The organism is Arthrobacter sp. 05L428 (assembly GCF_056397665.1).
The window spans coordinates 443,534-456,547 of record NZ_JBFTNW010000001.1; the positions used below are offsets into that span (position 1 = coordinate 443,534).

The 13,014-nt window shown below is 68.9% G+C and carries 11 protein-coding genes and 1 tRNA gene; 9 read left to right on the forward strand and 3 right to left on the reverse strand.

Going from position 1 to position 13,014, the window contains the following annotated elements; genetic code table 11:
• Positions 1-35: 35 nt before the first annotated feature.
• From guaA to AC1DH3_RS02165, 3 genes are all read left to right on the forward strand, one after another.
• Positions 36-1,625, forward strand: coding sequence for a glutamine-hydrolyzing GMP synthase (guaA, locus tag AC1DH3_RS02155; RefSeq protein WP_476908483.1), 1,590 nt, complete (start codon positions 36-38; stop codon positions 1,623-1,625).
• 221 nt (positions 1,626-1,846) lie between these two features.
• Positions 1,847-5,662: an AAA family ATPase gene (locus AC1DH3_RS02160; RefSeq protein WP_476908484.1), complete on the forward strand. Its 3,816-nt coding sequence runs from the start codon at positions 1,847-1,849 to the stop codon at positions 5,660-5,662.
• 62 nt (positions 5,663-5,724) lie between these two features.
• Positions 5,725-6,012 carry a hypothetical protein gene (locus AC1DH3_RS02165; RefSeq protein WP_476892151.1) on the forward strand — a complete coding sequence of 96 codons (288 nt, stop codon included), beginning with the start codon at positions 5,725-5,727 and terminating at the stop codon, positions 6,010-6,012.
• Positions 6,013-6,045: 33 nt separating this feature from the next.
• Here AC1DH3_RS02165 and AC1DH3_RS02170 read toward each other — a convergent pair whose 3' ends face one another.
• The 3 genes from AC1DH3_RS02170 to AC1DH3_RS02180 form a co-directional block, all read right to left on the reverse strand.
• Entirely contained in the window at positions 6,046-6,612 is a 567-nt protein-coding gene (locus tag AC1DH3_RS02170) for an RcpC/CpaB family pilus assembly protein (protein ID WP_476908485.1), read from the reverse strand.
• Between the two features lie 297 nt (positions 6,613-6,909).
• Positions 6,910-7,161 carry an FmdB family zinc ribbon protein gene (locus AC1DH3_RS02175; protein WP_476908486.1) on the reverse strand — a complete coding sequence of 84 codons (252 nt, stop codon included), beginning with the start codon at positions 7,159-7,161 and terminating at the stop codon, positions 6,910-6,912.
• Positions 7,162-7,298: 137 nt separating this feature from the next.
• Positions 7,299-7,928: a 5-formyltetrahydrofolate cyclo-ligase gene (locus AC1DH3_RS02180; RefSeq protein ID WP_476908487.1), complete on the reverse strand. Its 630-nt coding sequence runs from the start codon at positions 7,926-7,928 to the stop codon at positions 7,299-7,301.
• A 109-nt stretch (positions 7,929-8,037) separates the two neighbouring features.
• Between AC1DH3_RS02180 and galU the strand changes: the two genes are divergently transcribed.
• From galU to AC1DH3_RS02210, 6 genes are all read left to right on the forward strand, one after another.
• Positions 8,038-8,943, forward strand: coding sequence for a UTP--glucose-1-phosphate uridylyltransferase GalU (galU, locus tag AC1DH3_RS02185; RefSeq protein WP_441417106.1), 906 nt, complete (start codon positions 8,038-8,040; stop codon positions 8,941-8,943).
• A 4-nt stretch (positions 8,944-8,947) separates the two neighbouring features.
• On the forward strand, positions 8,948-9,589 hold the full coding sequence (locus AC1DH3_RS02190; protein ID WP_441417107.1) for a GNAT family N-acetyltransferase: 642 nt from the start codon (positions 8,948-8,950) through the stop codon (positions 9,587-9,589).
• Between the two features lie 300 nt (positions 9,590-9,889).
• Positions 9,890-10,654: a hypothetical protein gene (locus tag AC1DH3_RS02195; RefSeq protein WP_476908488.1), complete on the forward strand. Its 765-nt coding sequence runs from the start codon at positions 9,890-9,892 to the stop codon at positions 10,652-10,654.
• 79 nt (positions 10,655-10,733) lie between these two features.
• Entirely contained in the window at positions 10,734-11,534 is an 801-nt protein-coding gene (locus AC1DH3_RS02200) for an SDR family oxidoreductase (RefSeq protein ID WP_476908489.1), read from the forward strand.
• Between the two features lie 46 nt (positions 11,535-11,580).
• Positions 11,581-11,653 (forward strand) — tRNA-Ala (locus tag AC1DH3_RS02205).
• 199 nt (positions 11,654-11,852) lie between these two features.
• Entirely contained in the window at positions 11,853-12,992 is a 1,140-nt protein-coding gene (locus AC1DH3_RS02210) for a hypothetical protein (protein ID WP_476908490.1), read from the forward strand.
• The last annotated feature ends 22 nt before the right edge of the window (positions 12,993-13,014 follow it).

Sequence of the window (13,014 nt, forward strand, 5' to 3'; positions counted from 1 at the left end):
TGCGGGGGACCGGCGGTGCAAAGTAGGCTAGTGGGGTGACCACTCCCACTGCATCCCAGACGTCCCAAAGGCCTGTGCTGGTTGTTGACTACGGTGCCCAGTACGCGCAGCTGATTGCCCGCCGCGTCCGGGAAGCGAATGTGTATTCGGAAGTCGTTCCGCATACCTACAGCACCGAGCAGCTGCTGGCGAAGAACCCGGCCGCCATCATCCTCTCCGGCGGCCCCGCGAGCGTCTACGCCGAAGGTGCCCCGAGCGTCGGCGCAGACCTGTTCGAGGCCGGCGTCCCGGTGTTCGGCATTTGCTACGGCTTCCAGGCCATGGCCAACGCCCTGGGCGGCAAGGTCGCCCAGACCGGACTGCGCGAATACGGCGCCACCGAGACCACCACCATCGGCGAAGGCCGCTCCATCCTTGAGGGCATGCCGCAGCACCAGAGCACCTGGATGAGCCACGGCGACTCCGTCCACGAGGCCCCGGAGGGCTTTGATGTCCTCGCGACGACGGCGGGCGCCGACGTCGCCGCCTTCGCCAACGAGGAGAAGTGCCTCTACGGCGTGCAGTGGCACCCCGAAGTGAAGCACTCCGCCTACGGCCAGCAGGTCCTGGAGAACTTCCTTTTCAAGGGCGCCAAGCTGGAACCGAACTGGACCACCGGGAACATCCTCGAAGAGCAGGTGGCGCGGATCCGCGAGCAGATCGGCGACTCCCGCGTGATCTGCGGGCTCTCCGGCGGCGTGGACTCTGCCGTGGCCGCAGCCCTCGTCCAGCGCGCCGTCGGGGACCAGCTCACCTGTGTCTTCGTGGACCACGGCCTGCTGCGCGAAGGCGAAGCGGAGCAGGTGGAACGCGATTTTGTGGCCGCCACGGGCGTCAAGCTCTACGTCGCCAACGAGCAGGAGCGTTTCCAGGCCGCGCTGGCCGGCGTCAGCGACCCGGAAACCAAGCGCAAGATCATCGGCCGCGAATTCATCCGCGCGTTCGAAGAGGCCGAACTGGCCATCATCGCCGAGGCCGCGGCGCACGGCGAAAAGATCAAGTTCCTGGTCCAGGGCACCCTGTACCCCGACGTCGTCGAATCCGGCGGCGGCGAGGGCGCGGCAAACATCAAGAGCCACCACAACGTGGGCGGCCTGCCGGAAGACCTGCAGTTCGAGCTCGTGGAACCGCTGCGTGCACTGTTCAAGGACGAGGTTCGCGCCGTCGGCGCCCAGCTCGGCCTGCCGCAGGAAATCGTGGGCCGTCAGCCCTTCCCGGGCCCCGGGCTCGGCATCCGGATCGTCGGCGAAGTGACCAAGGAGCGGCTGGACCTGCTGCGCAAGGCCGACGCCATCGCGCGCGCCGAGCTGACCGCGGCCGGCCTCGACAACGAGGTCTGGCAGATGCCGGTCGTGCTGCTGGCGGACGTCCGCAGCGTCGGGGTGCAGGGCGACGGCCGCACCTACGGCCACCCGATCGTGCTGCGTCCGGTGTCCTCCGAGGACGCCATGACGGCGGACTGGTCGCGGCTGCCCTACGAGCTGCTCGCCCGGATCTCCAACCGGATCACCAACGAGGTGGACGGCGTGAACCGCGTGGTACTGGATGTCACCAGCAAGCCGCCGGGAACCATCGAGTGGGAATAGCGTTGTGAATGGCCGGCCTCTTCGGAGGCCGGCCATTTTCTTTTGGCCAGCCCTTTCGCCGAAGCAATTTGCCCACGAATTTGGTGTACGCCAGTGTTGCGGCCCCGCACTGACGCCCGATTCGGGCTAACCTCGAAGGCATGCCGGTATGGTCCAGGGCGTCCCGCGCGAACTCAGAAACCGCGAGCACAGAAACCGTGAGCACAGAAAAGAAGGCAGCAGTGTCAGTTGGTCAAGGCCACCCCGAGGGCTCCGAGGAGTTCAGGAAATGGCTGTCGGGTCTCAAACCCGTCACCGGAGCAGACACCATGCTGCGCTTTACGAAAACGCCCGAGGGCTCCATTGACCTGACCCACGCGCATCCCTCGGGCCTGGCGCAGCTGATGGCCGGCCGCAGGACCCGCCTGTCGACCCTGATCCGTGACCGTCAGCAGTACGTCGTCGCCGCGCGGGCCTCGCGCAACCTTCGCTCCAAGATCTTCGAGCTCGCCAACGACCGCGGCATCGACGCCGGCTACTTCTCGGCCGGCACCGTTGTCTGGACCTCCGCCGTCGGGGGCAAGCCGCAGCGCGTGTCCGCGCCGGTCATGCTCACCGCCATTTCCCTCACCGTGCGCCCCGGCGAGGACGATTACGAACTGCAGCTCACGGAACAGGCCCGGATCAACCCCGCCCTGGTCCGGCACTTGAAGACCATCCACGGGATTGTCTTCGACGTCAACGCCGTGACCCGGATGGCCTACAGCACGGCCCGGTACGATCCGCAGCCGGTGCTGGACCGCCTCGGCACCCTGATCCAGCCGATCCACGGCGCCGAAATCGAGCACAACCTGCTCGTCTCGACGTTCGCCGACCTCTCCGGCAACCTGGATGACCCCTGGATCAACCCGAACAACCCGCTCGTGGCGGCGCTGGGCCGTGCCGCGGCCGGCGACCCGGTGGATGTTCCCCGCCTCGAAGAGGGGCGCTTTCCCAGCACGGACCAGCGCAGCCCCGCCGACGAACTCCTGCTGCTTGACGCCGATACGGACCAGCAGTACGTCGTGGACGCCGTCCGCGCCGGCGACTCACTGGTGGTCAGCAGCCCGCCGGGCACCGGACAGACCCAGACCGCGATCAACACCATCGGCGCCTTGGTCGATGAAGGCAAAAGTGTCCTGGTCGTGGGCGACCGCCGGGCCAGCCTGGGCGAAGTTTCCGCACAGCTGGAGACGCTGGGGCTCGAATCGCTGCTCGTGCAGCTCGCCGGCAACTCCACGCCCCTGATGCTCAAGGGGCAGCTGGTCCGCGCGATTGTCCGCAACGAAAAGTCGCTCGAACCGCAGCTGAAGAACCTGCACTCCACCCTGACCGAGCACCGGCACGCCCTGATGGACCATGTCGCATCCCTGCACAACGTTCGCCAGCGTTGGGGCTGCTCGCCGTACGAGGCCATGCAGTCGCTCGCGGCCCTGACCGCCATCCACCCGGCACCGGCCACCACCGTCCGGCTCAAGCGCAGCGTGCTGGACAGCATCCGGGACCGTGAGGAACTGGCCGGACGGCTCAAACGGGCGGCCGAGCTGGGCAGCTTCAGCCGCGCCTCGACCATGAGCCCCTGGCACGGCGCCCGGCTGCTGACGCGCAAGGAGACCCAGGAGGCGCAGCAAGTGGCCCGCTCTGTCGCGGAGAAGCTCCCGCAGCTGCGCGAACGAATGAACGGCGTCGCCGAACACGCAGAGATCCGCCTCGGCGAGACATTCGCCGAATGGGGGGACCAGATCGACCTGCTGGTCGCGGTCCGGGAAAGCCTGGACAAGTTCACCCCCGACATCTTCGACCGGCCCGTCCATGATTTGATTTCGGCCACCGCCCCGTCCTCGTGGCGCCGCGAGCGGAACATCGAAATGGCGTCGATGCAACGCTCACGCCTGCGCCGCGTTGCCAAGGAGTACGTCCGTCCGGGCGTGCACATCGCGGACCTTCACAGTTCGCTGGTGCTGGTCCAGGAGCAGCGGGCCACCTGGTCGGGGTACGCCACCACTCAGCGCCACCCTGCCGTTCCCTCCGGGCTGGCCGAGATCACCGCCCTGTACCGGGAGCTGGATTCCGAGCTGGCCGAGCTGAGTGAGGCCGTGCGGCATACGGCTGCCGGCGGAGCGGTCCGGGACACCCCGTACGAGGAACTGGTGGAGCGCCTGGAACGCCTCGTCGCGGACACCGGCACGCTGGAGACCCTGCCCGAGCGCACCTTGCTGGTGGAGAACATGCGCGAGCACGGCCTGGGCGAGCTGCTCGCGGACCTCGCCGAGCGCGAGGTGCCGGCCGAGTCGGTGGCCGCGGAGCTTGAGCTGGCCTGGTGGCAGTCGGCCCTCGAAGCCATGATCAGCGGTGACGACTACCTTGCCATGTCCGACGGCGACGCCCTCCGCCAGCTCGAGGCGGAGTACCGCCTCGCGGACAACGCGCACATCGCCAGCGGCGCCGCCCGGTTGCGCTGGAAACTGGCCGAGCGGTGGCGCGCCGCCCTCAGCGAGCACCCCCGCCAGGCCGACCTGCTGCGCAGCCTGCTCAAGGACGGGCGGGTCACTCCGGCGGCACTGACCGCGCAGTCACCGGAGCTCGTGCCCATGCTCGTGCCGGTCTGGTCCGTCAGCCCCTACCTTATGACCAGCCTGCTGCCGGCCGAACAGCGCTTCGACGCGGTCGTGATCCTCGACGCCGAGGCGACGTCCCTGCAGGCCGTGCTGCCCGCCGTGGCGCGCTCCCGGCAGGTCATTGCTTTTGGCGACGACAAAATCGCCAGCCCGCGCGGCTTCACCGTGGGGGTCGAGCGGCTCGCCGCGGGTGAGAACTCGCACCAGCCGGTGGACAGCGCTTACCAGGCCCTGGCCGCCGTGCTGCCGGTCTGGAAACTGCGGACCGTCTACCGCGCCGTCGACGAGGACCTGGTCCGGCAGTTGAGCAAGGGATTCTACGAGGGCGGACTCCGCCGGCTCCCGGAGGGGCAGTCGGCCACGGGCCTGGACCGGGCCCTGACAGTGGAATACCTGCCGGACGGGACCGGCCTGCCGAGCGCCGACCACGACGGCGTCGAATCCGTCGTGGCCGAAGTGAACCGTGTGGTGGAGCTGGTCTTCGAACACGCACGGCTGCGCCCCCGCACCTCCCTGGCGGTTGTCACGGGCAGCCTGCGTCACGCCGCCCGGATCGGCGAGGCCATCCGGCGGCAGCTGCCCAACTACCCGGTGCTGGGCAGTTTCTTCACCGCCGGCGACGAATCTTTCCGGGTCGTGGACCTCGAACGGGCCCAGGGGCTGGTCCGCGACCATGTGATCTTCTCGCCCGGTTACGGCCGCACCCCGCACGGGCGTGCGCTGCATAGCCTCGGGCCGCTTTCAGCCGAGGGCGGCCGTGCTAAATTCGCCCTGGCGATGACCCGGGCGCGGCGTTCACTGCACGTGCTGAGCTGCTTCCGGCCCGAGGACCTGGACGTCACCCGCCTGAGCCACGGCGCGGTGGATTTCTACGAGCTCCTGGACCGCGAGATCGCCGGCAACTCCGACCTGGGGAGCCCGGCATCCCGTGCCGCGGCCAGCGAGCAGGCCCTTGGCGCCGACCCGCTGGTGGCCGATCTCGGGGACCGGCTCCGTGCCCGCGGCGCTCGCGTCTGGCACCAGTACGACGGCGTCCTGGACATGGTTGCCGCGGCCGACCCGATGCACACTATCGGCCAGGACGACGCCGAGATTCCCCGCCCGGTTGCCATCGAGTCTGACGGCACCGAACGGTACCGGCGGATGACAGTGCGTGAGCGCAGCCGGCTCCGCCCGCAGTTGCTGGAGCGCATGGGCTGGCGGTACATGCCACTATGGACAATAGAGGTCTTCACCGATCCGTCCGCCTGCGCGGACCGGATCGGCGGCTACCTCGGACTGGAGAAGCCTGCGGCGCCGAGCCGGGTGCGCCCCTCGCCCGGTTTCTCCGACGACATCGAAAACCTGAGCGTCGAAGACGGGCAAGATGCCTACGCTCCGGCCGCAGCTGACCGCAGCTGACCGGGGCTAACCGGCAGGCCCGGAGGCACTGAACAGTTATTTGCAGCAAGGAGGCCGGCGGCATGAGCGCAGACGGCGAGAACGAAAACAACAACCACGGTGACGGCAGTGACAGCGGTGACGCAAAGCAGGCAGGCGACCCGAACGTGACTGCCCCGGACACCGCTGAACGGAACCAGGAAGCGCCCGCCCAGAAACCACAGGGGCAGCCGGGGGCCGGCGCCGCGGCTTCCGGCGGACTGCTGCCGAACAAGGCGGCCGAAGACGATCCGCGACGCTGGGGCGACCAGCCCGGGAGCTACGACCACGATGCCTGGCTCAAGGAGCAGCGGCCGCCGCACTGGGGCTGACCCGCACGCCGGCGAAGCAGCCGGCGGCCTCCGCTATCCGCGCCCGGCCCTGACCAGGACGAAGAACAGCTTGCCGTGCGTGGACGCTCCGGCGAGTTGGCGGGCCTGGTAAGGGTCAGCGGCCACCACGATCAGGCCGTCCGTCGCCCCGGCGTCGAGCCATGGGCCGGCCCGGCCGCCCTGCGCTGAGGTCCACAGGACCGGAACAGCCGAAGCGAGGAGCCGGGAAGCGGCTGCCTTTTCATAACCGTCGCCGCTCGTCATCACGACATTGACCAGCTGGCCTGGGGAGACCAGCTGGATCGAGGCAGGGTCTGCCATGCGAAGTGGCACGGCCACCGAACCCGGCGGACTGCCGGCGAGCAGCCCGGGGCCGACGAACTGTGAGTCGGAGAGTAGCTGGCCCTTGCGCAGGGCCACGGCGAGCTGTTTCCCGTCCAGTCCGGCAGGGTCAAGCGGGCCGGCGGGCAGAACGCCGGGCGGGATCTGGATGGCGACGACGTCGGCCGCATCCAGCACCCGGCCGGCCGGGAGATCCTTGGCCGCGGCCCACGCGGTGACGGTGGCTTCGGGCGCAGGAGTCAGCTGCTGCACGGCCATGCCGGCGGCGAGGCACAGCAGCAGGGCTATGACCAGCCTTCGGTGTCTTCCCAGCCAGCCGCGGAAGCGCCGCCTCGGCGGAAATTTGCGGCGCGAGCCAGGGCGGATGGCAGCGCGCGGAAGCGGTGACGGAGACGATCTGAAACGCGGCGTCGACCCGTAAGACGGTGCTGATCGGGAAAAGAGTGTGCGGCGGCTGCGGTGGGCCATGTCGCCACGTTATGGTGGGGAAGCCAGCCGGCGTCAGGCCCGGGCGGCGCTATGTGGACAACCGTGGGGGTGCCGGCGTGCCGGGTACTAGTTGGCGGCGGCGGAAGCCGGTGCGGAGCTCGCAGCCGGGCTGGCAGCGGGGGCGACGGCGCTGCCCTTGCTATCGCGTGAGTCGGTCCGGTAGAAGCCGGAGCCCTTGAACACGACGCCGACGCTGTTGAACTTCTTGCGCAACGTCCCCTGGCACTCCGGGCAGGTCGTCAGGGAGCTGTCCGTAAACGACTGCACGGTCTCGAAGGCGTGGCTGCAGTCCTTGCAGGCATATGCATACGTGGGCACTGGGGTTCCTCCTCTTGGACAAACGAGCAGGTCCCGTGCTGCCGGAGCGGCATCTCCGCCACCGGAATCGGTGGACGAGGAAACCGCATTAGCAGTCGCAGGGCCTGAGTGCCAATTCTATCACCCGCCGGCTGCGGCTAGGAAAGCCCGGCAAGCCGGACCAAGCCGCCAGGAGTCAGGGCGGCCGCGACCTTCTGATCGAAGGACTCCGCCGGGATGCTGCCAGCGGGGAGTACCTCGGCGTCGTAGACGACGGCCGCCGTCGGCAGCGGGCCGTCGCTGGCCCGGGAAGGGCCCGCCGGCAGTGTGGCGAGGGCCGCAAGGAACTTGTCGTAATAGCCGCCGCCCTGCCCGATCCTGTTGCCCGAACGGTCCAGGGCCGTGGCGGGGAGGAAGATTCCGGCCACGTCCCGCATCACGGACGTGCCGAGCCGTTCACCGGTCGGCTCCTGGATGGGTGCATAGCGGCTGCGGACAAACTCCGAGGCCGGGGTCCAGTACACCCAGCTCAGCGCCAGTCCAGGTTCGCAGACCGGGAGCAGCACCCGGTGGCCGGCATCATGCAGGGCGGCCAAGAGAGGCAGGGTGGGCGGCTCGGAACCGACGCCGAGGTAGGCAGCGAAGGTGCGTGGTCCGCCGTCGGCCAGCCCGGAGGCCCACGCCAGCCCGTGCCGGGCGATTGCCGAACCGGCGGCATCCAGCTCCGCCGGCGACATCGCTGTCCGGCGCAGCCGGTGCCGCGAACGGATCTCTTCCTTGGTGCTCATGCGGTGGCGTCCTCTCGCCCGGGCGGCGCCTGATGATGTCGGCTGCCGCGGCTGCCGTGCCGGTGGGGACAATTACCTGATGTTTTGCCCCCTCAGTTAGATTAGTCGAGTGATTACACCCAACGCCTCCGTCCGTAAGGCCGTCATCCCCGCTGCGGGCCTCGGCACCCGTTTCCTTCCGGCCACCAAAGCGATGCCGAAGGAAATGCTGCCGGTCGTCGACAAGCCGGCCATCCAGTACGTGGTCGAGGAAGCCGTGAACGTGGGCCTCAACGACGTCCTGATGATCACCGGACGCAACAAGCGCGCCCTCGAGGACCACTTCGACCGCGTGCCCACCTTGGAAGCGACGCTGGAGGCCAAGGGCGACACCGCCAAGCTGGAGTCCATCCAGGCCGCGAGCAACCTGGGCGATATCCACTACGTCCGCCAGGGCGACCCCATGGGCCTCGGGCACGCCGTGCTGCGCGCCAAGCAGCACGTCGGTTACGAACCTTTTGCCGTGCTGCTGGGCGACGACCTCATCGATGCCCGCGACGAGCTGCTCAGCACCATGATCGAGGTCCAGGCAAAGACCGGCGGCTCGGTCGTGGCTTTGATCGAGGTCGACCCCTCGCAGATCAGCGCCTATGGCTGCGCCGACGTCGAGCCGGTTGAGGGCGAGGAGTACGTCCGGATCAAGCAGCTGGTGGAGAAGCCCGACGTCGACGAGGCCCCTTCGAACCTGGCCATCATCGGCCGCTATGTGCTGCACCCCGCGGTGTTCGAGGTCCTCGAGCGGACCGAGCCCGGCCGCGGCGGCGAAATCCAGCTCACCGACGCCCTGCAGGAACTTTCCGCCGGCGAAGGTGAAGGCTACGGCGTGTACGGCGTCATTTTCCGCGGCCGCCGCTATGATACGGGCGACAAGCTCAGCTACCTCAAGGCCTGCGTCCAGCTCGCCTGCGACAGTGATGACCTCGGCCCCGGTCTGCGCGAATGGCTGCCCGGCTTCGCCTCCAGCCTGACGAAATAGTCCCATGGGGGGCAGCTTCACCTGGCCGGTGACCCTGGAGTGCGGCGATCTTGTGCTGCGTCCGATCCGGTACCGGGACCGCAAGGAGTGGAGCGAGCTTAGGGCCCGCAACGACGCGTGGCTGGCCCCCTGGGAAGCGTCCAACCCGGTACCGGGCGGCGGCTTGCCTGACTACCGGCAGATGGTGCGGTCGCTCAAGGCCCAGGCGGCGCAGGCCACCGCGCTTCCCTTTGTCATTGCTGCCTGGACTCCCGGGTTCAAGGAACCGGTGATCGTGGGGCAGCTGACGGTCTCCTCGATTGTCTGGGGCTCGGCCATGATGGCCACCCTCGGCTACTGGGTCGACCAGGACCGCGCCGGCCAGGGCATAGCCCCCACCGCCGTCGCGATGGCGACTGACTACTGCTTCCGGACCCTGGGGCTGCACCGGATGGAAATCAACATCCGGCCGGAGAACCGTCCGAGCCTGCGGGTGGTGGAAAAACTCGGATTCCGCGACGAGGGCTACCGGCCGCGTTTCCTGCACATAAACGGCGCATGGGCGGACCACCGCACCTTCGCCCTGACCTCCGAGGAAGTCCCCGGGGGCCTGCTGGCCCGGTGGCTGGAAACACGCCCCGCACAGGCACCGGAAACCCCCGCCTGACCAGCAGTTTCGTCATATATCCAGTGATTTGGCAGTTGCCTCGCGACACACCGCTGCCAATGCCGCCCGCTCCGCCGTCTTGCTCATACGGTTTTGATTGTGGACTTCCCTCTTAGCAGCTCAGTGATCCTTGTCATTGCTGTTGCGCTCTGGATCGTATGGGTGGCTCCTTACATGCTCCGGAACGGCCGCCCCCAGCTGCAGCCGGCGGGGGAGCTCCTGATGAATGCCGTGGATGTAGAAAAAGCAGACCCCCAAGCCGGAAACCTCATGAAGATGGCTGCCCCGCAGGAGACACCGATGACGAGTACGCAGCGCCCCGAGTCAGCCCCGGGTTCCACTAACCCCGGCGATCGGAAACCGGCGGCTCCGGCGTTCCGGATCCGCTACGGCCGGCTGGCGCTTGCCGTGCTGGGGCTGCTCTCGCTGCTCACCGGCGTCGTGTCCGCCGCCCTTCGGCTCTTCGGCGTCGGCTCGGGCTGGCTGCCCGCCGCCACCCTGCTCGGGGCCGTTGCCGCCGTCGTGTTGCTCCGCAGGCTTGCGGTGCGGGACCGCCGGCGCAAGGTTAACGCCGCGTTCCGCTCGGCCATGGGCGCCCCGGAGCGGAGAGCTTCCGAGGAGACCCCGGCGCAGTCCGACGTCATCCGGGAAGCTGCGGTGCCCGCGAAAGAGAGTCCGCTCTTCGACGCAGAAGCAGGTGCCGCGCAGCCCCAGGCCGCCCCCGCACCCCTGACAGCCGACGAACTGCGGCAGGCGGCACTGGCCGAGGCCGCCGCCTCGGGCGATACGTCCGTGCGCCGCGTCGGCGACCCGTCCTCTGCAGAAGGCTCCAGCTGGGAACCCGTGGAGGTCCCCAAGCCGACGTATGTGGAGGCGCCCAAGGCGGAACGCCCCGCCCCGGAGCCGCTGGACCTGCCGGAAGCCCCGAAAGCCGTCGGCAAGCCCTCGCTCAAGCAGGCCACCGTCCGGCAGCCGGAGGCGGCTGCTGCCGAGTCGAAGGTGATGGGCAAGGGGCAGAGCGCCCTGAGCAACCTCGACGACGTCCTGCAGCGCCGACGCGCCTGACTCAAACTTCCCGACCCGGGCAGCCGACGCATCGGCCGCCCGGGGCTTTTTGTTGCCCGCGGGAGTTATCCTGACGAGCATGACGAGAATCTGCGTTGCGGGGGGAACCGGCCAGGTGGGCCGTGAAGTGGTGCGGCAGGCCGTCGAGGGCGGACACCGCGTCGCCGTGCTTAGCCGTCGTCCGCCCGCGCCGGGGGAGGCCGGCCGGGACGACGGCGCAGAGTATTTCCGTGGGGATGTCACCACGGGGGAGGGGCTGGCCGCCGCGCTGGCCGGAGCCGATGTCGTCATCGATTGCCTTGAGGGACAATCCGGCAGGGCGTTGAAGAACTTCGCCGACGGCGGAGCGCGGCTGCTCGCTGCCGCCCAGGACGCCGGCGTCAGGAAGGCTGTCATGCTCTCGATCGTCAACTGCGACCGGAGCAGCTTAGGCTACTACAAGTCGAAGGCGGCCAAAGAGCAGGTCTACGAGCGTTCCGGGCTTGAAACCCTGGTGCTTCGGGCCACGCAGTTCCATTCCCTGCTCGCCGGCGTGTTTGCCGCCGGAGCAAGGATCCGGCTGATCCCGGTGGTGAAGGGCGCCCGGTTCCAGCCGATTGCGCCCGCAGAGGTGGCCACGGAACTGCTGGAGTCGGCGCTGGAGGCGCCGTCCGGCGTGCGGCACCGGGTCCGGACCGTCGGAGGTCCGGAGATCGTCGGGATGCGCGAGCTGGCCCACAGCTGGCGGCAGGCTACCGGGGCGCGCGGCCGGGTAGTGGAACTGCCGCTGCCCGGCGGCATGGGCAAATACCTGCGCGCCGGCCTCAACCTGGCCCCCGGCGAGCGACACGGCACGCAGACATTCGAGGGCTGGCTGGCAATGCACGCCGATAGTTTGTAGCCTAGGAACGTTGACAACGCCGTTCCTCCGGGAGCGGCGTTGCTGCGGGGCTATAGCTCAGTTGGTAGAGCGCTTCGTTCGCATCGAAGAGGTCAGGAGTTCGAATCTCCTTAGCTCCACAATTTGCAGGGGTTTTTGAGCCCCTGCGTGGGTCGCACAATCATGCTGGTAACCCGTTGGGCCCGCCTGTGGCGGTAGAGCCACCCGAGCGCCGGCATCTCGGCTGATGTCGGGACAAAATCATGCGGGACGTAGTGCGGCGCCTCGAATTCCCTTACGCTGACACCGGAGCCGACGACGACGGGGGTAGGGGCGCCGATGAGTGATGCGGGGGAGCCGAAGCGGATTCCGCTTTGGAAACTTGAAGAAACGGCCGGCAGCCAGGCCCCGTCGGAAGGCTGGCGCGGCAACCCGGCCCCGCTGCTGCCCGGCTGGGACCCCAGCCAGGTCCACACCTCCTCGACCGTCCGGGACGTCTGGGCGCGCCGCGTCCCGTGGCCGGTCCGCCTCCTCCGGGCCCTCGGCAGGATGTTGGGACGGTTGTTCAAGGCTGTCGCCGTCCTGACGGCCATTGCGCTCGTGTGCGGTTTCCTGCTGTACCTCAAAGGTGACCTGAAGCCGTCGTCGTTCCTGGGCGGACCCGCGGGCGATCCTGCCGCCGGCGCATCCGACCCCCTGGTGTACCGCACCGCTCCGTCCGCCGGTGCAAGGCCCCGGACTCCGGCGGCGGCTCCTGCGGCGGTTACTCCGGCGCCCACCCCGCGCGCGGCTGCGGACCACCCCACACCTGGGCGCGAAGAGGCCGTCGCCCCGCTGGGTCGACCCGCGCCGGTCACCGTCAAATCCCGCTCCTACGCGTTTACGGCCACCGGCAAGGACAAGCGGCCCGCCGCCTACGACCCCTGCCGGCCTATCCATTACGTCACGCGCGCCGCCAACCAGCCGGCGGAAGGGCCCCGACTGATCAAGGAGGCCATCGCAGCCGTCTCCCGGGCGACCGGGCTGGTGTTTATCAACGACGGAGCCACCACGGAGGCGCCGGCGGCGAAGCACAAGTCCTACCAGCCGGCGCGGTACGGGGACCGCTGGGCGCCGGTGCTTATCGCCTGGGAGACCACAGCCGAGGAGCCCCGTTTCACCAACTACGCCGTGGGAACCAACGTCATGGGTCTGGGCGGCAGCGCCGCGCTCAGCCGGGACGGCACCGAGGTCACCTACGTCAGCGGCCAGCTGGAACTGAACGGGCCCGCAATGCAGTCCCTGATCCTCCGGGACGGCTTGGCGCCCGCCCGCGGGGTCATCGAACACGAGCTCGGCCACGTCGTGGGCCTGGGCCACGTCCAGGACCCGGCCCAGCTGATGAACCCCACGGCCGTCCCCGGGGTAACCACGTACCAGGCCGGGGACCTCACAGGCCTGTCCATTCTGGGCCAGGGGGCGTGCAGGCCCGAAGTCTGAGCGGGGAGCGGTGGAAACAACG